The organism is Rhodococcus sp. T2V, from assembly GCF_029269925.1.
Classification (GTDB): Bacteria; Actinomycetota; Actinomycetes; order Mycobacteriales; family Mycobacteriaceae; genus Rhodococcus_F; species Rhodococcus_F koreensis.
Genome location: NZ_JARJBD010000030.1, coordinates 82996 through 105112 on the forward strand (window position 1 = coordinate 82996; position 22117 = coordinate 105112).

Here is a 22117-nt window from a genome sequence, read left to right on the forward strand (position 1 = left end):
AGCCGGCTTGTCAAGGCCGCGGGCCGCAGGGAGAGGTGGCGTCCACGACTGTCGTCGTGGGCGCCGCTTCTGACGTTCGGCCGTTCGCAAGTCCGGGCCAGGACCGGCCCTGCCCTCGTATCGGCATACTGAACCAACGAAAGCCAAAGCGCCGGGCGCAAGCCCGGCGCTTGGCGCTGTTCGGCAGCGGTCAGGCCTCAGGTATCCGGCGGGCGTCGAAACACTGAGCTGCGGCGACGGCGCTCGCGGCCTCGTCGAAGCCGCGGTACACCGCGACACCGGATTCCCTCGAGAAGTTGTTCACGAGCTCGATGTCCGACGGTGGGCACACATCTGCGTTCCGGATGACCACTGCGACGCGAACCGGAAATTCGGCCTCGATGACGGTGTGCAGCGAATCGATCATGGGTTGGATGCCTGCGGTCCCGTAGTTGTAGTAGGCGGCCGCGTTGAAATGGATGAGGAGGTCCTGAAAGCTCTGTCCCTCGGGAGCGAATACTGGTGTGAGGGCATCGACGAGAATTGACGGGGGCGATGCGGGCCCGACCGGCACCTCCAGGGGATTGGCCACGCTGGTTCCCGCTCCGTATCCACGCTCGCGCAGTTCTCGTCGCAGATCGCCGCGCAGGGGAGTGAGCCGAAGGCCGGCCCGATCGCAGGCATCGGTTGCGAGTACGGATGCGCCGCCGCCCAGTCCGATGACGAGGACCCCGTCGGCGTCGGCGGCACGCTGGTGGTCGATGTACTGCTGAAAATAGCTCAGGCAGGACAGAAAATCTTCGAGGGAACCGACCTGGACCGCGCCGGTGGATTCGGCGATAGCGGACCATACCTTCGTACTGCTGGCCATCGATCCTGTGTGAGAACTCACCGCCACCGAGCCTTGGGCGCTCGAACCTCCACGCAACACCACAACCGGTTTGGTGCCCTTCGCGCGACGCAATGCATGCAATAGAGACGAACCGTCCCGGGTGCCCTCGAGGTAGATGCCGATGACTCGCGTCTCGGGGTCGTCAACGAGCCAGTCAACGAGTTCGCCATGGGTCACGTCAATTGCATTGCCGATGCTGACCAGCTTGGAGAACCGGATACCCCTGCGAGAACCGACGGTGATCATGTCACCGGAGAGACCACCGCTCTGCGACACCACGGAAACGAATCCGGACTCGATCGGTGAACCGAGGGTGAATGTCTGTCGTCCTCCGGGCGCGAAGACTCCGAGGCAGTTCGGCCCGAGGATCCGTGTCTTCGTGCCGTCGGCGCCGCGCGCCAGTTCGTTCTGCAGGGCGGCACCGGCTTCGCCCATTTCGGCGAAGCCACCGGTTACGACGTGGACGAAGCCGACTCCGGCGGAAGCCGCATCTGCCACCACCTTCGGTGCCGCATTCGCGGGTACGGCCACCACGACGTAGTCGACGGCGGACGGCATCGCCTCGATCGACGGGAAGGCAGGCACGCCGTCGACCTCTGTGGCCTGCGGATGAAGCGCGTAGAGATGTTCGTTCCACTCGGCTGCACGATAGGCAGCGAGGAAGCGGTTGCCGAAGGTGGAACGACTGGTGGATGCGCCGGCGACGGCGATCGCGCGGGGCGCGAACAGGCGTGAGAAGTCGGTAGCGGGTGCGGGGTCAGCTTCGGCGTGCGTGGTCGAGTTCAGGATGAGACGTGCATCGAGCGCCTGCACGCCACTCGACGTCACGACGATCGGGTTGCACTCGAATTCCTCCAACCGGTCGCCGAGATCGTGGATCATGCCTTGTTCGCCGGCGATTGCCAGCAGGAAGTCGACGAGTGCGCCACGATCGGCCGGCATGCGACCCCGTGCGCCTTCCAATAGTGGGGCGCCCGGAAACCCGTCCACCAGTGCCTCGGCATCCTCACGGGTGAGTGGTGCGACGCGCAGCGCTGAGAGGTCGAGCATTTCGGTGGCGATACCACCGAGCCCGAGGAGAACGACGTGACCGAAGGTGGAATCGCGGACGACACCGACGATCAGCTCGAGCCCGCCCCGGTGCTGCTGCTCGACCAGGTACCCGGTCGGGACGAGATCTTTGCCGGCCAGTGATATTTCCATCTTCGCGGCCGCTGCCGGAACGTCGTCGGCGGCGAGGCCGAGGACGACGGCGCCGACGTCACTTTTGTGAAGTAGTCCGGGGCCGAAAGCCTTCAATACAAGTGGGCCGTGCAATCCGCTCACGGCCTCGGCTGCTTCGCCGGCGCAACTGAAGGTCGCGCCGGCGGGCACGTCGATTCCGTACCGGGTAAGCATCGCCTTGACTCGATGCTCCGGAACTTGCTCGTGAGCCGGCACCGCCGAGCTGTGCGACTCCGGCGCTGCGCCGGCGGCGGGCTCGGACGGATGGAGGACGGGGCTCGAATTCTGGGGCATCGGCGCATCCTTCTTCATAGGAAAGTGTTTAAGCAAGCGATTGCTTGGTATCATACGCTGAAGGTCAGATGCTGCGGCAGTGCCGAAAGGATGAACGAATGGCGGAACCGGCTGAACGCGACAGGGACGTGCGCTTCGGGAACTGGGGCCGGTGGGGAGCAGATGACGAACGCGGCGCCGCCAACCTCTTGACCGCGGAAGTTGTGCGAAACGCGATCGGCTCCGTCCGAGACGGCACGGTCATCTCACTGGCCCTGCCCATCCGAGGATCGACGTCCGGGCCGGCCGCATCCCGCGTCCCCCATCTTGCCGGGCGGCCACTGCCACAGCATTTCATGTCGATGGACGGCGGGGACTACGCCGCCGGCACAGGACGGATCAAGGGCGAGATGTCGGTGGCGGACGATGCATTGATGGTCTCGCCGCACGGCACGACTACTCACATCGATGCGCTGTCGCATATGTGGCGCGGTGATTCGTTGTTCAATGGTCATTCGGCAAATCGGGTGCGCAGCTACGGCGCGACGCGGTGTGGGATCGACAAACTCGGCCCGCTCATCACCCGCGGCGTGATGCTCGACGTTGCCGGGCATCTCGGGGTGCCGCACTTGCCGGCTTCGATGCGAATCGACGATCAGTTGCTCGCGGACACGGCGCAGTCTGCCGGTGTCGACGTCCGGACTGGCGATGTGGTGCTCGTCCGAACCGGATGGGCCACGGTATTCGCCGACGACCCGGGAAAATACAACGACGAGCAGCCAGGTCTGTGCCACAGCGGGGGCCGGTGGCTGGTCGAACGTGACGTCGTGGCTATCGGCAGCGACAACATCGCGGTGGGTGCACTCGATCCCGGTGGCGTGTTCCACGGGTCCGTCGACGAGGACATTCACATGCTGACGCTGTGGGAACATGGTGTATCGCTTATCGAAATGCTGTGGCTGGAAGAGCTTTCGCGAACAGAGCAGGGGGAGTTCCTGTTCGTCGCCGCGCCACTGCCCATCGTGGGAGGCACTGCGAGTCCGATCAATCCAGTTGTGGTTCTCTAGGAGGGAGTTACCCGAAGTTCCTCCAGGCACGACAGTGACGAGCACTGTCGTGCCTGGAGAGATCGATCCTCATCGAGCCATGCGGTCCGCGCGACCACATCACATCATGGTGATACCGCCGTTGACGCTGAAGGTTTGTCCGGTGACATACCCGGAGTCGGCGGAGCAGAGGAACTCGATTGCCGCCGCAACCTCGTTTGCGGATCCCATGCGGCGCATGGGAATGGCACCGACGAGTTTGTCCATCAGTGCGGGGTTGTTCTCCGCAACCGACTGCAGCATGGCAGTGTCGATCAGGCCCGGGCAGACGACATTGCTCGTGATGCCGTCCCGAGCTGTCTCCCGCGCCAGGGTTTTCGAGAACCCGAGCAGGCCGGCTTTCGTCGCGGAGTAGATGCCCTCCCCGCCTCCGCCCGCTCGCGCGCTGTCGGTGGCGACGAACACGACCCGGCCCCATCCGCGTTTCGTCATCTCCGGGATGATTGCGTGGCAGAGCTGCATGGGCGCGCGAAGGTTCACCTGCCACAGTGTGTCCCATGCCGAGGGGTCACTGTCGACGAACCGCTCGACTCGGGTCAGGCCTGCGTTGTTCACGAGGATGTCGACCTCGCGCAGCGCTGCGTTATCTGCGAGAGCGAGCGCGATCGATGTGGAGTCCGCGAGATCCATCTGGACGGCGGTTCCCCGCTCGATCGAGTTCGCTACGGATTTGGCCGCGCTGAGGTCACGATCGAGCACGAGAACCGTCGCGCCGCGGTGGGAGAGTCGACGGGATAGTTCAGCGCCGATGCCGGCGCCGCCGCCGGTCACCAGCGCTATTTTGCCTGCGAGATCGGTCTGCATGGTTCCCGAAGATACACTACTGAGCAAGCGCTTGGGTAAGTGTATAGTGATCCACGACACCGAAAGGGGTGGAGATGGCTTGCACGGGCCAGCGACTCGGGCGTAATGATCGCAGTGTCGTCGCGTTGCTCCTGCAGAACGACGGTGCCCTGTGTTTGCTCCGGAGGAGTTCGTTTGTTGCCAGCGACCCGGGCAGGTGGCACTGCGTCACGGGCTATCTCGACTCCGGCGCCGATCCCGCGGAACACGTGTTGGTCGAATTGGTCGAGGAGACGGGACTGTCCCGCCTCGACCTGGACGATCTGGTCGAGGGTCCGGTGTTGTGCCTGCCCGGCGATGACGGGAATTGGACGGTGCACGTCTTCGTGGCGACCACGCGTCATCAACGGATCCGGCTCAACTGGGAACATGAGGACGTCTGCTGGATCCCGTGGAGCCGGGCGGGGGAGGACGGCCGGGAGTTGGTGCCCTGGCTGTCCGTTCTCGTCGCCGAATCGCGGTCTCAACTGCACACCACCATCTCATAGACAAGCGCTTGCTCAAGTAGTTAGGGTGACTCCATGTCAGCAGATCCGAACCATTCGCCGAACGGGTACGCCCTCGGCATCGACGTCGGCGGCACCTTCACCGACGTCGTCCTCGCCGGCCCGGCCGGCCAGGCATCGGTTGCCAAGACGCTCAGCACTCACGGCGATCCCACCGAAGGAATCGTCAAGGGCGTGCAGGCGGCCCTCGCCACCGCGGGAGTGGAACCGACCGCGGTGAATCGGGTGGTCCATGCGACCACACTCGCCACCAACGCGATTCTGGAGCAGAAGGGTGTCCGGGTCGCGCACATCGGTACGCGAGGATTTCGTAACCTTCTTCCCCTCGGCCGTTACGCGCGGGTAGAGGAGGACCGTTTCGACACATTCTTCGATCCGCCGTTGTCGCCCATCCCAGCGGCCGACTGTTTCGACGTACACGAGCGCCTCGACAGCGCGGGTGAGGTCATCATTCCCCTGGACGAGTCGTCCGTGCGCACAGTCGCCGAGCAGATCCGGGACCGCGGTATCCGATCGGTGTCGATCGCGCTGCTGCACTCGTACGTGAACCCCGCCCACGAGTTGCGCGCCGCAGAGATCGTGCGCGACGTGCTCCCCGCAGGGGCGACGGTCGTGACATCGGCCGAGGTATGGCCAGAGCTGCGTGAATACGAACGCACCACCACTACCCTGATGTCCGCCTACGTCGGCCCGGTGATGGTCTCGTATCTACGGAAGCTCGAGCAGCGGCTTCGCGACGCCGGAATCGATGCGCGCGTTCAGGTCATGGAGTCCGGCGGGGGAGTCATGTCCGCAGATCTCGCCGGTCGCCGTGCTGTCGCGACCATCGAGTCAGGTCCCGCGGCCGGAGTACTCGCCGCCCGTGCCGCAGGTCTGTCGGCGGGTAAACCGGATGTGATCTCGTTCGACATGGGCGGAACGACGGCGAAGGCCTCGGTGGTCCGCAATGGCGCCCCGGCCATCACCACCGAGTTCCACGTCGGCGGCAAGGGGAGTTTCGGAGGACGTCGCGCCGGCACCGGAGTGCCGATCAAGACGCCGGCGATCGACCTTGCCGAGGTCGGAGCCGGCGGCGGCAGCGTCGCCTGGGTCGACCAGGGCCGGTCGTTGCGTGTCGGACCTCATTCGGCCGGTTCCGAGCCCGGCCCGGCGTGCTACGCTCGCGGCGGGCAGGACCCGACCGTCACCGACGCGAACCTCGTCCTGGGCTATCTGGATCCGATCGGTTTCGCGGGTGGAACGATGGGACTCGAGCCCGCGAATTCGGCCCGCGCGATCCGCGAGCGTGTGGCAGAACCGCTCGGTGTCGGTCTCGAAGCCGCGGCAAACGCCATTCACGAGATCGCCAACGCGACAATGGCTGCAGCGGTGCGGGTGGTTACTGTCCAACGTGGCCTGGATCCTCGGAACTTCTCGGTCGTCGCTTTCGGTGGCGCAGGCCCGATGCATGCGGCGCGAGTGGCCGAGGAGTTCGACATCGGCACCGTCATCATTCCCCCGTCATGCGGTGTCGGCTCCGCAGTCGGACTCTTGGGCACCGACTTGAGCACCGATCGTGTCCTCACCCGGCTGTGCCACGAGAACGCAATCGACGGTACGTCGGTCGACGACACCTTCGCTCAGCTCTCCGAGGCCGCGGCTGCGGATCTGGGTGTGGAACTTGCCGCGCCGACCACCCGAGTCGAGAGGTCCGTCGATGTGCGCTTGGCCGGCCAGGCACACGAATTGACCATCCGGATCAGCGACGGCAGCGGCAGGCACTGGGATGACGCCTCGCTCCCGGAACTGCGTGCGCGCTTCGCCGAGAAGTACCAGGAGGCGTACGGAATCGACGGCTCCGGCCCGATTGAATTGGTGAGCTACCGAGTCCGGGTCACCCACGTGGTCCCCAAAGTGCCTCTCGGACGCCGCGCGACATCCGATGCACAGGGGCAGGGGCCGTCACGGAAGCGCCGCGTGTGGTTCCGAGAGTTCGGTGAATACCGGGAAACTCCCGTCTACGAACGCGAAGGAATCGGCGCCAAGCCGGTGCCGGGGCCTCTCGTCATCGCCGACGGTGAATCGACCATTGTGGTCCCACCGGCATGGAATGCCCTGGTTGACGCAGAGTTCAACGTAGTTCTGACGCGCGCTTCGGAGGAGAAGTAATGACGCACGTACTGGCCGACGGATCGGCCGTAACTCTCGACGCCAGCGAACAGGGCGCAGCGCAACTGACTTCCGAGGTGCTCCGCAATGCACTCGTCGTCGCCGCCGAGGAGGCGAGTATCGTCGTCGTGCGGTCCGCCTTCTCGACCTTCGTCGTGGAGGGTTCCGACGCGTCGGCCGCCATCCTGGACAAGGACGGCCGCCTCATTGCTCATTCGATGGCCACGACTTTGATGAACAGTATGGCGCTGTCGGTGGCGGTGCCCTTCCTGCTCGCCGACATCCCGATCGACACAATGCGTCCCGGAGATGTGTTCGCCACCAACGACGCTTACAAGGGCGGGGTCCACACCAACGACATCCTCATCTTCAAACCGATCTTCGTCGCAGGTGCGGTGGAGTACTTCACCGCGACCTTGATCCATGTGTCGGACATCGGCGGAGCCTCAGCCGGTGGAATGGCTTCCTTGGCCACCGAGATCTTCGCCGAGGGACTGCAATTGCCGCCCGTCCGCATCGCCGGCGCGGACGGGTTGGAGGATCCGATCATGCGGATCCTCGCCCTGAACAGCCGGACACCTGACAAGGTGCAAGGCGATGTTCGCGCGCTCATCGCAGGCGCGTCGACCGCTGCCAAACGTGTCGAGGAACTCATCGAAGAATACGGAGTGCAGGGATTCGCGGCCGGCGTCCACGACTACCTGGACTACACCGAGGTGCTCACCCGAGCCGCGATTGCGGAGTTGCCTGCCGGAACCTACCGCTCCGACTACACAATCGACGACGACGGAGTAACTGACCTGCGGAACCATCGCGTGCAGGTGGCAGTGACAATTGGCGACCGCGAGATATCGTTGGACTTCGAGGGAACCGGCGAACAAGTCGCCGCTGCCGTCAACTCGAGTATCTCCCAGTCGCTCGCCGCAGCAGTGTTCGCGTTCCGGTGCTTCGTCGACCCGACGATCCCGATGAACGACGGGTGCCTGCGCGTCCTGCAGGTGAATCTGCCCAAGGGCACTCTGCTGAACGCCCAGTCACCCTACCCCTGTGGTGGACGTTTCCTCCCGGCGTACGCTGCCATGGAAGCCGTCCTCCAGGCACTGTCCGATGCAGTCCCCGAACGCGCCATCGCGGCATCAGGGATCCTGCAACCCTTCTCGATCGCGGCGACGACGGCACCGTATTGGGTCCATCTCGCCTACGAATTCGGCGGAGTGGGAGCCCGATTCGGAAAGGACGGACCAGATGCGACCGGCGTTCACTTCGGCCTCGGGCGAAACTCGGTTCCTCAGGTCGAGCCGGTAGAAGCGCGCTGCCCCCTCATCGTCGAGGAGGTGGAGTACATCGCGGACTCCGGCGGACCAGGACGCTGGCGCGGCGGCCTCGGAACCCGCACGGTTTTCCGGCTTCTCGCCGACGCCTACGTCACCACTCGTGGCGATCGGCTCGAAATCGGCCCACGAGGGCGTGACGGAGGGAGTTCCGGGGTCACCGGCGCCTTCAAGAAGCACACACTTGCGGGAGACACCGTCGTTCTCAATTCGAAAGTCAACAACGAACCCTTTCTCGCGGGCGAGAAGTTCATCGTCGAGACGAGCGGCGGCGGCGGAATCGGAAATCCATTCGAACGCCCCGTGGAAAGCGTCGTCGACGACGTCGCCGCCGCACGGATCACAGTCGAGGGCGCACGCCGCGCCTACGGCGTGATCTTTACCGCGAAGGGCGAGATCGACCACGCAGCGACCGATGCACGAAGGACTGCCACTCATGACTAGATCACCAGCCGTCGAATGGACTACCCGCGTAACCAAAGGAAGTGATCGATCGTGACCAGCCCTGACCGCACGCGGATGAAGTTCGGTGTCTTCCTCGGGCCCGAGCACAAGCCGTCGAACAATCCCACCTGGGACCTCGAGCGCGACCTCCAGTTCATCGAACACCTCGACAAGCTCGGGTTCGAGGAAGCCTTCGTCGGCGAGCACCACTCGAGTGGCTGGGAAATCATCTCCAGTCCGGAACTCTTCATCGCAGCAGCCGCCCAACGCACCCGAAACATCAAACTGGGTACCGGAGTGGTCTCGCTTCCCTACCACCATCCGTTGATGGTGGCCGAACGTATGACACTGCTGGACCACCTCACCCGCGGTCGGCTCATCATGGGCGTCGGGCCGGGTGCCCTGCCGTCCGACGCGGCGATGATGGGACTCGAGTATTCATCGCTCCGTGAGCGCATGGAAGAGTCTCTCGAAGCGATTCTCGCACTGTTCACATCCGACGAATGTATCGACCGCAAAACCGAGTGGTTCGAACTGCGACAGGCCCAGCTGCAGATGCTGCCCTATACCCGCCCCCACCCGGAGGTGGCTGTCACAGCCGTCATCTCACCCGCGGGCGCGATGTTGGCCGGGCGATTCGGATTGCCGATGCTCGCCCTCGCCGCCGCCACCGACGCTGGCAGTCGCGTGCTCGCCGAACACTGGGACATCTACTCGGAGCAGCGCGCGCTGCACGGACACGGACCGGGCGACCGCCGAGACTGGCGGCTCGTGAGTGTCATTCACGTTGCCCCCACGCGGGAAGAAGCTGAGCGTCAGGTCGCGTACGCCATAGAAGACGCCGGCCGCTACCTGTTCCGGGATGCGAGCTTTCTGAAGGCTATCTACGATTCGTCGGGTCTCGATGAGGGGGCGTCGGTCCTCGATGTGTTCCGTGCGTCCAATCTCGGTGTGGTCGGAACGCCGCAAGATGCGATCGAGCACATCGAGCGCATGCAAGAAGTCTCCGGCGGCTACGGCACCCACCTGATCCGAGTGCTCGACTGGGCGTCACCGCAGGACACGCTGAATTCGTACGAGTTGTTTGCGCGGGAGGTCGTGCCGCACTTTCAGGATTCGAATCGTCGTCGAATCGAGAACTGGAACACCTTCCACAACTCCGAGGGTGACTTTCAGGTAGCGCTCGGAGCGGCGAATGCCCGCGCCCGCAAGCGCTACGAAGACACGAAGTCGAATCGGCTGTGAGCGCCGCCGTCCACACGTTCACTTGAAAGAATTGGAGAATCCGATCATGACCCAGCAGGTTTCCGTCGGTAACGTGTTGTATCCCGTCGACGACGTCGACTCCGCGGTGAAGTTCTACGAATCGGTGTTGACCCTTCCGAAGAAATTTCAGGACGGCACACGATTTGCCGCGCTGGACGGGGGCAAGGTCACCGTCGCCATCGCGGGCCCCGAAGAGGACGTCACCGGCGGACGCGTCGCAGCGTCCTTCAAGGTGTCCGATGTCGCGGCGGCGGTGGATGCCGCAGTCGCCGCCGGAGCCACGGTCGTTCGCGATCCGGAGGACGGGCCGCACGAGACACGTGCGGTCGTGCTGGACCCCTGGGGCAACGCAGTAGTGCTGTACGCGCCGTTGAAAGCGTGAGGGGCCGATTGGACGGTCGCACTGCACTGGTCACCGGCGCCGGAAACGGTATCGGCCGTGCGACGGCGATCGAACTCGCCGCCGCGGGGGCCGTGGTGGGCTGTGCGGATCTCGACGACCAGTCGTGCCGAAGCTGCGCAGACGAGATCACGGCACAGGGTGGCGCCGCATTCGCCTACACGTTGGACGTGTGCTCGGCACCCGACTTCGAGTCGGTAGCGTCGAACCTGGTCCTCCGGACGGGCCGGATCGATGTCCTGGCGAACGTCGCCGGTGCGATCACTGCCCGGGGGCCCCTGCTGTCCATGCGCGACGACGAGTTCGACAACGGGCTCACTCTCAACCTGAAGAGTCTCGTATACGGATGTCGTGCCGTCGGCAACGCGATGATCAGCGGGGGCGGTGGAAGCATTGTCAACATCTCGTCCGGAACAGTCGACGGCCGCGCGCCCGACCTCGGGGCGTACAGCATCCCGAAGGCGGGTGTTCTGCAGCTCACCCGGACGCTTGCCATGGAACTCGGCAGAGACCGCGTCCGGGTGAACACCGTGTCGCCCGGATACATCTCGACCTCGATGACCGCTGCCCACTATCGGAACCCGGACGGCACACTGAACGACGAGCAACAGAACGCAATCGACGGTGAACACAGTGCCGAGATTCCTCTCGGTCGACCCGGTCAGGCCAGCGAGGTTGCCGCTGCTGTCAGGTTCCTGGCCTCGGACGCCGCGTCGTACATCACCGGGCAGATCTTGCGAGTCAACGGCGGATTGGCGATGCCGCTGTGACCTTCCGGCTTCCACCAGTTCCCGACTTCGCATTTCCGGGGTTCACGGACAGCTGCGCGGTCGTCGTCGGTGGGGCGAGTGGCGGGGTCGGTTCGGCAATGGTCCGGCTGCTCCTTCGCGCCGGCTCGGCTGTGATCGTGGTCGACCGCGACGAGCAACGTTCAAAACAACTCGCCGCGGCCCTCGGGCACAACGAATCGCTGAGGACAGTGCTGACAGACATCACCACCGAGGGCGGGATCCGAGACCTCGAAGCTGCCCTCGCCCGGCCCGGCCGCCCGGTCCGGCACCTCGTCAATGTCGTCGGCGGCGTGACCGGTGACGACATCGGACACTTTCTCCACCTGGATTCAGACCAGTGGGGTCGTGCTCTCGCGACGAACGTGACCTACGCACTGCGAACCAGCCAGACGGTCGCGCGCCACATGGTGGCCGAGCGCAGGGGTTCGATCGTCAACCTCTCGGTCGCGGACGCCGATCGAGCAATGCCCTGGTTTGCGTTTTACGGCGCGACACGATCGGCACTCGATTCCCTGACTCGCACCATGGCTGTCGAGCTTGGACCCTTCGGAGTTCGGGCGAACACCGTGTCGTGGGGCCTGATCAGTTCACCGAGAATGCACCCCGCGCGCACGTCCGAGGGGAACCGGGAACGTGACGTCATTCCGCTGGGCAGACGTGGGCTGGTCGCGGACGTCGCCGGTGCGGCGATGTTCATGCTGTCAGATCTGGCCCAGTACGTCACGGGTCAGGATCTCGCGGTCGACGGAGGCTTGTCCCTGTGTGGACCGCAGTACGAGCACACCGAGAACATTCCGGTGTTCCTGGAGTCAGAACCCGCGCGCAATGTGCTTCGCGGACAATTCGACAGCATCATGCGCGACGACGAGGGGCGGCTTCGCCGCCCGTGAGTGGTTGAGGAGTCCAGAGACTCGTCAACCACTCACGAGGCGCGGAGCGGCTGGTCAGACCGCAGACTCGGCGACGTCCGAGACCTGCAGGATCGAATGTCCCAGTCTGCTGTCCTTCGTGCGGAGATAGTCGATGTTGTGCGGATTGACGTGTGGTGGCCTCGCCACGCGTTCGGTCACCGCGACTCCGTACTCTGACAAGGCCTGCACCTTCTCGGGGTTGTTCGTGATCAGTCGGGCCCGAGTGATCCCGAGATCCCTCAGAACGGCTGCGGCGACCGCGTAATTCCGTGAGTCGACGGGCAGGCCAAGCTCGATGTTGGCGTCGACGGTGTCATACCCGACATCCTGCAGCCCGTATGCGGCAAGCTTCGCGCCGAGGCCGATTCCTCTCCCTTCATGGCCGCGCACATAGACGAGGACTCCGGAGCCCTCCGCTGCGATGGCCTCGAGCGAATCCCTCAGCTGTGGACCGCAGTCGCACCTGAGGGAGCCCAGAATGTCGCCCGTCAGACATTCACTGTGCACGCGAACGAGGGGAGCAGTGGTGGTGGCGGCGGAATCGGCAAGATGGGGTGCCCCGGCCACGAGTGCGAGGTGTTCGATGCCGTCGTGGGCGCGGAACGCATAGGCGGCGAACTCCCCGAAGTCTGTCGGAATACGGGCGTTGGAAACGCGGCTGACCATGCGCTCGTTCCGCCTCCGGTACTCGACGAGGTCCCGCACGCTGATGATCGTCAGGTGGTGCCGCCGCGCGAATCGGAACAGCGAGGTCCCGCGCGACATCTCACCGTCGTCGTCGACCAGTTCGCACAGCACTCCGACAGACTCGACTCCTGCGATGCGGCACACGTCGACTGTCGCCTCGGTGTGCCCAGCCCGCTCGAGTACTCCGCCCGCCCGAGCCAGAAGTGGCATGACGTGTCCCGGCCGGGTGAGATCGTCCGCACGGGTGCGCGAGCTGGCGAGCTTGCGTGCGGTCACTGCACGATCGGCCGCGGAAATACCTGTCGTGACATCGTTTCTGGAATCGACCGATACTCCGAACGCGGTTCCGAGACCTTCATCGTTGGCGGTCGCCGGCACCATCAGTGGCAACCCGAGTGTCGCAGCTCGTTCTTCCGGCATGGCAACGCAAACGAAGCCGGAGGTGTGGCGAACGATGAACGCCATCTTTTCGGTGGTGACGTGCTCGGCAGCCATTACGAGGTCTCCCTCGTTCTCACGCGTCTCGTCATCGACGACGACGATGATCTCGCCGCGCGCGATGGCATCGAGAGCTTCGGTGACAGTGTCGAACCCGTCGTGACGAACGGGGTCGACCTGTCCCACAGATGGAAAACGGTGAGTTCTCATGATGCCTCCCACGGGCAGGAAATCGGATGACTCTCGATCGTGAACCTGAGCCCACTCGGAGTGGACACAGGTTCAATCGGGTGGTGGGCGCGCGAGGTTGTCGCGCACCTGAACGGGGGATGATCAGTCTGCTGCGAGGTGCAGACGACCGTACTTTCCCTTGTGGAAGAGAAGCGGCGTCCGATCGTCGGCGTAGAGGTGCAGCACTCGCGATACGACGATGACGTGGTCGCCGGCGGTGTGTTCGGCCTCGACGCGAGCTTCGATCCAGGCAACTGCGTCTTCGACGATCGGTGCTCCGGACGGGGACGGATTCCACGCCAGTCCCGCGAACTTGTCGCCACCCTTGACCGCCAGCTTCCGGCCGACATGTTCCTGATCCTCGGCGAGAATGTTGATGACGAAGGTTTCTGCGCGTTTGATCGCAGGCCACGAGCTGCTGGTGTGGGCGACACAAAACGCGACCAGTGGCGGATCGAGTGACACCGAGGTGAAGGAGTTCGCCGCCAGCCCTGCTCCCTGCCCGGTGCTCGGATCGAAGGCGGTGATTGCGATGACTCCGGTTGCGAAATGTCCCAGGACCGATCGCATCGTTGAGGCATCGACCTCGGGGAGATTCGCGAGGTGTTCCGGTGTTGACGTCGTGCTCATTTCGGCCTCCGAAGGGTTGTCGGTTACAGGTGGTGCCCGCGGTCGTCGTGAATCGACGGCGGCGCCGAATCCTCGCGGACGTGCGGATCGATCTCCACGTCGATGGAGATTGGTGTGATCGCAGTGATGGCCTGGGCGATGCGGCCGTGCCACATTCCGTTCGCGACCAGACTGTCGCGGTTGAACGACACGAACACCGTCGCGGAGTCGAGGGTGCCCTGGCGTGCAATGCGCAGTTCCCAGTGCGCGATGCCATCGATTCCGCGCAGGGCCCGGGTCAGCGCGGTGAAGGAGACCCATCTCCCGCGAATGAGAATCAGATCGCCGTACGTATGGGTGGGCGCGGTGATCGAGTCGGCGTCGGGGGTGCTGAGGTACCCGGTTCTGATGCTCGCGTCGGCGAGGGTCGAGTGCCATGGGTACCGCACCACGATTTCGGCGAGGTGTCCGTCGGCGACGGGAGTCGCCGACGGTGCGAGTGCGAGTAGGTTGTTGCGCGTCGGGATCAACGCTGTGGCCTTCGGCGCCTTGTGCGCGATCGGGACACCGCTGATCGGGTCGCTGAACAGTTCGACTGTCTGTGCGCCGAATTCGCGTCCCAGGTGCTCGATCTTCTTCGGGTCGGCGATTTCACCGGTGAGCAGGATCAGGCGGAGTTCGAGGTCGAGGGGGTCGACGAGGAATTCGAGGTGCAGGCGAGCGAGGAAGTCAGCGACCCCGGTCGGGGTCCCCACCAACACGTTTGCGCGGATGTTCTCGAGCGTGCGCAGAAGTCGCATACGCCCGCGAGGTCCGACGGTGGCTGCTGCGGAAGCAATTTCGGATGCCGCCTCGGCAACCAGGACCCCGCCGAGGTCTCCGTCATTGTTGAGCGCCACGACGATTCGGTCGGTGGTCTTGATCCCGGCGGCGGTCAGGGTCTCGGCCGTCAGTGCGAGTGCGGCGGACCGATCATCGGCGGTGAAGGGAAAGGCGGTCGACGCGGTCTGGTCGACATGCAGGAGTCCGGTGGCCTTGGCGGCGTCGATGCCGGGGGACTTGGCGCGGCTGAGCGGTTCCGGGCGTGTCTCCACGGATTCGGTATGTGTCATCGGATCTCCACGACATCGGAGGCGAACAGTTTGATCGAGCTGAGGACATGTTCGTTGTCGAGGCCGCCGACCTGGAACTGTCCGATGAGGTCGGTGACGCCGGCTTCCTCGAGTCGCTGCACGGCCTTGCGGGATCCTTCGACATCGTCGATGACGATCATGAGGTTCTCGCGGAGTGTTTCGATCGCCTCTTCCTGAGACTGGCCCGCGGCGAGGGCGCCGAGAACGCGGTGGCTGGCGTGGCGTGCGTCGTAGTAGTCGGGGGGAGCCACCAGGTTGACCTGGCGGCGGATGTACCACATCACGGCGTCGGCGGCGTTGGCGTGTGCCTCGTCGGTGGTCGGGGCGACGTGCCATGGAATCATCAGGGCGATCTTGCGAGTCTCCGGATCGAATCCGTGGCGGGCGAGTTCTTCCTTGTACTTCGCGATGTCTTCGGCGACGTCGTCGATGCCCTTGAGCATCGTCATGCCGAGGAGGTTGTATCCGCGACGGGCGGCCTGCAGGTAGCCGTCGAGGCTGGTCGATGCCACCCAGACGGGGGGATGTGGTTCCTGCACTGGACGGGGGTAGACGCCGACGTCGGGGACGCTCCAGTATTCGTGCTCGGCACTGTAGGGTTCGCCGTCGGATTCCCAGATGCCGAGGACGGTATCCAGGTTGTCCTCCCACAGGGCGCGGGACTGTTCGAAGGGGCGTTGGAATGCCTGGTATTCGAGTGGGGAGGCGCCGCGGCCTGTCCCGAACTCGATGCGGCCGCCCGAGATGATGTCCATGGTGGCCACGCGCTCCGCGGTGCGGATGGGGTGGGAGAACGGCAGCAGGACGACGCCGAGTCCGAGTCGGATCTGCTTGGTCACCCGTGCCAGTGCGCTCAGAACGATGTCCGGTGCCGACGAGTGGGAGAAGCCGCGTGTGAAGTGGTGCTCGACCATCCAGGCGGTGGTGTAGCCGAGCCCGTCGGCCAAGGTGACCTGTTCGATGAGGTTCTCGAACGCCTGCTGCTCAACCTCTTTGGTGCGTCCGCGTACCTCGAGTTCATATCCGAGGCCTGCCCGCAGCTTTGCCATGCTCAAACTCCTGTCGGTTGTACCAAGCGATTGCTTGAGGTTGCCTCTGTGTGGGGCTTTGACAGAGAGTAACCCAAGCGCTTGCTCAAATGCTATACGCTGACGCCATGAAGATGACGGATTGGGTCGGATGCGAGCTGGGAACGCGGTTGGTTCGGTACCGAGAAGAAGACGCGATCTTGTACGCCCTCGCGGTCGGTGCGCGCGCCGATGAGCTACAGCTCGTCTTCGAACGTGACCTGAAAGTCCTGCCGACATATGCGCTGACACTGGGTTTGTGGGTCGCCGACGCGGCATCCGAGGCCGGAGCATTCGTGCCGGCGCAGGCCCTCCACGGCGCGCAATCGCTGACCATGTACAGTCCACTGCCACGGGCGACCGCATTCGAGGTGACCGGGCACATCGAGGCCGTTCGGGACACGGGCAAGTCCGCCATTCTCGACATCGTTGCCGAGAGCGACTACTTTTCCGCCACCTACTCGATCATCCTTCCCGGTCGCGGCGGGTTCTCGACGCCGTCGGCCGGGACGTCGAAAACGGTCGGCCGGCAGGGTGCCGCGGAGTTGGAGGGCATGCTCTGTGTCGAACTACCGCCGGAACGTGCTGTCCTGTACAGGCTCACCGGCGATCGCCATCTCATTCACGTCGATCCGGCGGCCGCTCAGGCGGCGGGATTCGCCAGGCCGATCCTCCATGGACTCTGCACTCTCGGGACGGTCGCGAAGGCGTTGGCAGGACCGTTGGGCAGGCAACCATGGGAGCTCTCGGCGATCGAAGCGCGATTTGCCGCACCCGTGTACCCGGGCAGCAAGCTCGATGTCGCGATGGAGGTGTCCTCCGCGGAGGGTGAGGCGGGCACCGCGTACGCTGCCTCGGTCGACGGGATCGGCGTTCTCACCGGTGGGCAAGTGAGGTACCTCGATTGCGACTGAGGGCGGAAGTCGCGCCGGCCGATACGCGGTCGGCGAGATCTCAGGGCCTCTCGAGAATTGCCGCGCTGCCGTAACTTCCACCGAATCCGGTGCACAGGGCGACGTGTGGCGATGCGACTTGATGGGACGTTGCGGTGCCGCGTAGCTGCCGGACGGCCTCGAGGATGTTGTTGAGCCCGTGCACGTAACCCTCGGACAGCAATCCACCGTGCGGATTGACCGGAAGCGTCCCGGTGGGGAGGGTGCTGCCCGAACGTACGAAGTGTCCGCTTTCGCCGCGGTTGCAGAAGCCGAAATCCTCGAGCTGCTGGAGGACGACGGGGGAGTATGCGTCGTAGAGCAATGCGAGGTCGACATCACCCGGTGTCAGGCCTGACGTGTCCCACAGTTTCCCTGCCAGATAGCGCGAGAACAGAGTGGCAACGTCCTCGGCCTTGTCCATACTCGACGCTCCCGGCCCGCCACCGCGAACCACTGTGGTGATTCGGGGACTGCCCGGCCTGATTGCGTCTGCGATGTCTGTTCTGCTCACGATCAGCGCGGCGCCCGCATCGGTTTCCTGGCAGCAGTCCGCTCGGCGCAAAGGCGTCGAGATCCAGGGACTCGCGAAATAGTCGTCGGTGGTCATCCCTCGGTTGAGTAGCGCGCGGGGGTTCGACGCGGCGAGGTGGCGGGACTGGCAGACCACGGCGGCGAGGTCGTCCTCGGTGGCCGCCGTGTCGTGCATCCAGCGTGCCGAGGACAGAGCGAACAAGTTGACCGGTCCGGCCATGCCGTACGGGCGGGTGAACTGTGCTTCGCCGCCGGCCAGTCGTAGTGGGGCTTGACTCATCCGTTTGCCCGAGCGCCCGTTGAGGGCGCGGTAGATCAGGACGTTCGACGCGGTGCCCGAATGGATGAGCATGGAGGCATCGCCAAGGATCGAGGCGGATTGCGTTCCTCCGCCGTATATTTCGTTTGTCCATATTGCGGGGGGCAGGTGGAGACGCTCAGCGACTTCCGTGACGGGTGCGGAGTCGTTCATGTGGTAGCACAGGACGCCGTCGATATCGGAGGCGGTGAGACTCGCGTCGGCGATTGCGGCGCGGCTTGCTGTCAATGCGAGGTGGAGTGGGCTCACTCCGGAGTCCCGCGAGATGTCGGTGAGGCCGATGCCGGTGACGGCTGCTGCTCCGGTGAATGCTTGCGTTGCCATATGCTCCCCTTGTAAACCAAGCGCTTGCTTGAAACAATACTGCCATGCGAATTCGTGTGGCACCCGAACCGAGCGAGATCGCTCGTCCGTTCTGGGAGGGGTGCAACGACGGGAAGCTCTTGATTCAGCGGTGCCTCCAGTGCGGAACCTTCATCCATCATCCGGAGCCCGAGTGCGTCCAGTGCGGGAGTGCGGATCTTATCTTCGATCCAGTTGATGGAACGGGACGAATCGAAACGTTTACGGTGGTGCACCGGAGTTTCGTGCCGAACTACCAGGACGCCACACCGTACGCGGTCGGTTGGATCGCGCTGCCGGAACAGAGAAACCTCAGAATCTTCAGCGCCATCTACGGGAAGAACGTGCTCGACGCGGTAACGATCGACGCACCGGTGGAGGTTCGGTTCGAACAGGTGGACGGCTTCGGAGCGGTCCCCGTCTTCGTGCTGCGGTGACACGGGCGCGGACCGATTGCGAACGGCACTCGTTCAGGTCGGCTATTCCCCCTTCGGACCCATCGAGCGACGTTGGCACCCGCCGCGTCGCACCGCGGGCCTCACGCGCGTTCGCGACATCTCTTGGCTTCACCGACTTTGGAAAGGACGTCGAACTGTGAAAATGGGATTGATAGGTCTCGGGAAGATGGGACACAACATGCGGGAGCGGCTGCGCGCTCACGGCCACGACGTCGTCGGGTTCGATCCGCACGTGGCCTCCACCGACGTCGACACCCTGGCGCAGCTGGTGTCCGGACTCGACGGACCCCGGACCGTCTGGGTCATGGTTCCGCACGGACATCCCACCCGGCAGACAGTCGAGGAGCTCGCGGAGCTCCTCGACCCCGGCGACCTCGTCATCGAGGGTGGAAACTCGCGCTTCACCGACGACCAACTGCACGCGCAGCAATTGGCGGCGCGCGGCATCGACTACCTCGACTGCGGCGTCTCCGGTGGTGTCTGGGGCCGGGAAAGCGGATACGCGCTGATGGTCGGCGGTGACACCACCGTCGTGCAGCGAGCGATGCCGCTGTTCAAGGCGTTGCTGCCCGAAGGTGATCGTGCAAAGTGCTTTGTCCACGCAGGACCGGTCGGAGCGGGTCACTTCGCGAAAATGGTGCACAACGGTGTGGAGTACGGCCTCATGCAGGCATACGCGGAGGGGTACGAACTGCTGAATGCGCAGCACCTCGTCACGGACGTGCGCGGTGTCCTGGAAGCGTGGACGGCAGGTACGGTCGTGCGCTCGTGGTTGCTGGATCTGCTCGTCGAGGCGCTCAGAGACGATCCCGGTCTGAAAGACATCTCCGGCTATGTCGCCGATTCGGGTGAGGGCCGATGGACAGTCGAGGAGGCAATCGCGCACTCGGTGCCGATCCCGGTGATCTCGGCAGCCCTGTTTGCTCGCTTCACCTCGCAACAGCTGGACTCGCCGGCGATGAAGGCGGTTTCCGCCCTACGGAATCAGTTCGGTGGTCACGCAATGCAGAAGGTCTCCCTGTGACCGCCGCGCAGTCGCGGATCCCGGGGCCGACGGGCCCCGAGCATAGTTCCGGCAGGGAGATGTTTGCGGCAGCCTGGAACGATCTCGAGGCCGAGAGCGTGACGGTTCGCGCCCGTCACCTCCGCGCCCTGTTCGCCGACGATCCGGCGCGCGGTCGCGAACTGACCATCACAGCCGGCGACCTGTACATCGACTACAGCAAGAACTTGCTGACCCGAGAGACTCTCGCCAAGCTCATCGCTCTCGCCCGTGCGGCCGCCGTCGAAGAACACCGAGACCTCATGTTCAAGGGTGGGCGGATCAACACCAGCGAGGACCGAGCAGTGCTGCACACTGCCCTGAGGTTGCCACCCGGGGCATCGTTCTCGTTCGGCGGTCGCGATATCGCATCCGATGTCCGCGGCGTGCTCGACCGGATGGGGGAGTTCGCCGACCGCCTGCGTTCGGGGGACTGGCGAGGAGCGTCCGGTGAGCGCATTTCCACGGTGGTCAACATCGGCATCGGCGGCTCCGATCTCGGGCCGGCGATGGTGTACCGGGCGCTTCGCCCCTACGTCGGTACCGGTATCGAGGTGCGGTTCGTCTCGAACGTCGACCCGGCCGACATGTCCGCTGCGCTACAAGATCTCGATCCGGCACGGACGCTCTTCATCGTCGCCTCGAAGACGTTCACCACCCTGGAAACCTTGTCCAACGCCGGGCTCGCGCGCTCATGGTTGGTGGATTCTCTCGGTGAGAGTGCGGTCCCACGGCATTTCGTTGCGGTCTCCACGAACACGAAGGCGGTTGCCGCATTCGGCATAGACCCGGCAAACATGTTCGGATTCTGGGAGTGGGTCGGCGGTCGCTATTCGGTCGGCTCATCCATCGGCCTGACCGTCATGGCCGCTATCGGAAGGGAACGCTTCGCAGAGTTCCTGGCGGGCTTCCACACGATCGACGAGCACTTCCGGACCGCGCCCCTCGCGCAGAACGCGCCAATGATTCTCGGACTGCTCAACGTCTGGTACGCGAGTTTCCTGGACGCGCACTCCCGGGCAATCTTGCCTTATGCGCACGATTTGGCGAGGTTTCCTGCGTATCTTCAGCAGCTGGCGATGGAATCGAACGGAAAGTCCGTCCGTCGGGACGGTACACCGGTGGTCTCCCAGACCGGCGCGGTCCTGTGGGGCGAGCCGGGAACGAACGGGCAGCACGCCTTTCATCAACTGCTGCACCAAGGTACACGTCTCGTGCCTGCCGATTTCATCGGGTTCGCGACCTCGGCAATGGACCTCTCCGCAGCATCGGAGACCATGCACGAGATCCTTCTCAGCAATCTGCTCGCGCAGGCCCAGGTCCTGGCATTCGGGCGGGAGAGCGGGGAGATCGAATCCGAGGGCACCGTTCCAGAGCTCCTGGAACACAAGGTGATGCCGGGAAACCGTCCGAGCACGACGATCCTCGCTCCACGGCTGACACCGGCGGTACTGGGGCAACTCATCGCCCTCTACGAACATCAGGTGTTCGTAGAGGGGGCGGTCTGGGACATCAACTCGTTCGATCAGTGGGGTGTCGAGCTGGGGAAGGCGCAGGCGCTGGCCCTGCAGCCGGCGGTGGCACTGTCGGAGGAGGTCGCGGACTGTGGTGATCCGTCGACCGACACGCTCGCGAATTGGATCCGCGCTGCGCGTCGCGCAGCACCATTCGACTGAGGGCGGGAATGGTGTCAGCCCGCGACTCGCGGCCTGACACCGTTTTCCATCGCCCATTGGGAACGACGCCGGTACGCTTTCCGATCGTCTTCCGACAGTCCACCCCAAGTTCCGTAGCGTTCGCCGGCTTTTTCTGCGTACGAACGGCATTGGTCGCGGACAGGACACAGGTCGCAGATCTGCTTTGCCGCCCGTGCCCGGGCGGTGCGCTCACGACCGCGTTCATTGTCGGGGTGAAAGAACAGCGCGGCGTCGTCGGTTCGGCACCGCGCGCGCAGTTGCCAGTCCCAGGCGTCGGCGAGGGGCGGGGGGAGTTCCATCGGAATTGGGGCGGGCATGGGTCGTCCTGTTCATCTCGTGCGCGTGCACACTCCCTGAATCCGGCGGTGTCGCCGCAACCGCGCCTCATCAGTTAACCAAGCGATTGCTTGGTATTGTACAGCCTGATGCGCCCGTGGAGGAATACGCCGATTTCGTCACACGACGAGGGCCCGCACAGAGACTGTGCGGGCCCTCGTCGGTGTTCGGGTCAGAA

General features: G+C 64.4%; 20 protein-coding genes. 12 read left to right on the forward strand and 8 right to left on the reverse strand.

The features are described from left to right. Window positions 1-190 precede the first annotated feature (190 nt). Window positions 191-2389: an acetate--CoA ligase family protein gene (locus P3H15_RS24670; RefSeq protein WP_276139624.1), complete on the reverse strand. Its 2199-nt coding sequence runs from the start codon at window positions 2387-2389 to the stop codon at window positions 191-193. A gap of 335 nt (window positions 2390-2724) precedes the next feature. Here P3H15_RS24670 and P3H15_RS24675 point away from each other — a divergent pair, with 335 nt between their 5' ends. Beyond that, window positions 2725-3435 carry a cyclase family protein gene (locus P3H15_RS24675; RefSeq protein WP_276139625.1) on the forward strand — a complete coding sequence of 237 codons (711 nt, stop codon included), beginning with the start codon at window positions 2725-2727 and terminating at the stop codon, window positions 3433-3435. 99 nt (window positions 3436-3534) lie between these two features. Here the strand turns inward: P3H15_RS24675 and P3H15_RS24680 are convergent, their stop codons facing one another. Beyond that, the gene (locus P3H15_RS24680; protein ID WP_276139626.1) at window positions 3535-4278 is read right to left on the reverse strand and encodes an SDR family NAD(P)-dependent oxidoreductase; all 744 of its coding nucleotides are present in this window, start codon (window positions 4276-4278) and stop codon (window positions 3535-3537) included. Between the two features lie 74 nt (window positions 4279-4352). Here P3H15_RS24680 and P3H15_RS24685 point away from each other — a divergent pair, with 74 nt between their 5' ends. Genes P3H15_RS24685 through P3H15_RS24715 form a run of 7 tightly spaced genes read left to right on the forward strand, consistent with a single transcriptional unit; the run spans window position 4353 to window position 12093 of the window. Then, window positions 4353-4805: an NUDIX domain-containing protein gene (locus tag P3H15_RS24685; RefSeq protein ID WP_276139627.1), complete on the forward strand. Its 453-nt coding sequence runs from the start codon at window positions 4353-4355 to the stop codon at window positions 4803-4805. A gap of 33 nt (window positions 4806-4838) precedes the next feature. Then, window positions 4839-6971, forward strand: a complete 2133-nt coding sequence (locus P3H15_RS24690) for a hydantoinase/oxoprolinase family protein (RefSeq protein WP_276139628.1) — start codon at window positions 4839-4841, stop codon at window positions 6969-6971. Further along, window positions 6971-8746: a hydantoinase B/oxoprolinase family protein gene (locus tag P3H15_RS24695; protein WP_276139629.1), complete on the forward strand. Its 1776-nt coding sequence runs from the start codon at window positions 6971-6973 to the stop codon at window positions 8744-8746. Before P3H15_RS24690 ends, P3H15_RS24695 begins: the two co-directional genes overlap by 1 nt. A 51-nt stretch (window positions 8747-8797) precedes the next feature. Next, window positions 8798-9991: an LLM class flavin-dependent oxidoreductase gene (locus P3H15_RS24700; RefSeq protein WP_276139630.1), complete on the forward strand. Its 1194-nt coding sequence runs from the start codon at window positions 8798-8800 to the stop codon at window positions 9989-9991. 46 nt (window positions 9992-10037) lie between these two features. Next, a complete protein-coding gene (locus tag P3H15_RS24705) occupies window positions 10038-10394 on the forward strand; it encodes a VOC family protein (RefSeq protein WP_276139631.1) in 357 nt (118 codons plus the stop codon). An 8-nt stretch (window positions 10395-10402) separates the two neighbouring features. Further along, entirely contained in the window at window positions 10403-11182 is a 780-nt protein-coding gene (locus P3H15_RS24710; protein ID WP_276139632.1) for an SDR family NAD(P)-dependent oxidoreductase, read from the forward strand. Next, window positions 11179-12093 carry an SDR family NAD(P)-dependent oxidoreductase gene (locus P3H15_RS24715; protein WP_276139633.1) on the forward strand — a complete coding sequence of 305 codons (915 nt, stop codon included), beginning with the start codon at window positions 11179-11181 and terminating at the stop codon, window positions 12091-12093. Before P3H15_RS24710 ends, P3H15_RS24715 begins: the two co-directional genes overlap by 4 nt. A 54-nt stretch (window positions 12094-12147) precedes the next feature. Here P3H15_RS24715 and ribB read toward each other — a convergent pair whose 3' ends face one another. From ribB to P3H15_RS24735, 4 genes are all read right to left on the reverse strand, one after another. Further along, window positions 12148-13449 carry a 3,4-dihydroxy-2-butanone-4-phosphate synthase gene (gene ribB, locus P3H15_RS24720; protein ID WP_276139634.1) on the reverse strand — a complete coding sequence of 434 codons (1302 nt, stop codon included), beginning with the start codon at window positions 13447-13449 and terminating at the stop codon, window positions 12148-12150. Between the two features lie 123 nt (window positions 13450-13572). After that, entirely contained in the window at window positions 13573-14100 is a 528-nt protein-coding gene (locus tag P3H15_RS24725; RefSeq protein ID WP_276139635.1) for a flavin reductase family protein, read from the reverse strand. Window positions 14101-14123: 23 nt separating this feature from the next. Further along, the gene (locus tag P3H15_RS24730; protein ID WP_276139636.1) at window positions 14124-15191 is read right to left on the reverse strand and encodes a hypothetical protein; all 1068 of its coding nucleotides are present in this window, start codon (window positions 15189-15191) and stop codon (window positions 14124-14126) included. Then, complete coding sequence (locus P3H15_RS24735) at window positions 15188-16261, reverse strand: LLM class flavin-dependent oxidoreductase (protein ID WP_276139637.1); 1074 nt, start codon at window positions 16259-16261, stop codon at window positions 15188-15190. The genes P3H15_RS24730 and P3H15_RS24735 overlap by 4 nt, the downstream gene beginning before the upstream one ends. A gap of 107 nt (window positions 16262-16368) precedes the next feature. Here P3H15_RS24735 and P3H15_RS24740 point away from each other — a divergent pair, with 107 nt between their 5' ends. Then, complete coding sequence (locus tag P3H15_RS24740; RefSeq protein WP_276139638.1) at window positions 16369-17193, forward strand: MaoC/PaaZ C-terminal domain-containing protein; 825 nt, start codon at window positions 16369-16371, stop codon at window positions 17191-17193. 40 nt (window positions 17194-17233) lie between these two features. Here P3H15_RS24740 and P3H15_RS24745 read toward each other — a convergent pair whose 3' ends face one another. Then, entirely contained in the window at window positions 17234-18388 is a 1155-nt protein-coding gene (locus P3H15_RS24745; RefSeq protein ID WP_276139639.1) for an acetyl-CoA acetyltransferase, read from the reverse strand. A gap of 56 nt (window positions 18389-18444) precedes the next feature. Here P3H15_RS24745 and P3H15_RS24750 point away from each other — a divergent pair, with 56 nt between their 5' ends. The 3 genes from P3H15_RS24750 to pgi all read left to right on the forward strand — a co-directional run bounded on the left by P3H15_RS24750 (window position 18445) and on the right by pgi (window position 21582). After that, window positions 18445-18843, forward strand: a complete 399-nt coding sequence (locus P3H15_RS24750; protein ID WP_276139640.1) for a Zn-ribbon domain-containing OB-fold protein — start codon at window positions 18445-18447, stop codon at window positions 18841-18843. A 157-nt stretch (window positions 18844-19000) separates the two neighbouring features. Then, the gene (gnd, locus tag P3H15_RS24755; RefSeq protein ID WP_276139641.1) at window positions 19001-19888 is read left to right on the forward strand and encodes a phosphogluconate dehydrogenase (NAD(+)-dependent, decarboxylating); all 888 of its coding nucleotides are present in this window, start codon (window positions 19001-19003) and stop codon (window positions 19886-19888) included. 59 nt (window positions 19889-19947) lie between these two features. After that, window positions 19948-21582 carry a glucose-6-phosphate isomerase gene (pgi, locus tag P3H15_RS24760; RefSeq protein WP_276139642.1) on the forward strand — a complete coding sequence of 545 codons (1635 nt, stop codon included), beginning with the start codon at window positions 19948-19950 and terminating at the stop codon, window positions 21580-21582. 14 nt (window positions 21583-21596) lie between these two features. Here pgi and P3H15_RS24765 read toward each other — a convergent pair whose 3' ends face one another. Then, window positions 21597-21920, reverse strand: a complete 324-nt coding sequence (locus P3H15_RS24765) for a WhiB family transcriptional regulator (protein WP_346348802.1) — start codon at window positions 21918-21920, stop codon at window positions 21597-21599. Between the last annotated feature and the right edge of the window lie 197 nt (window positions 21921-22117).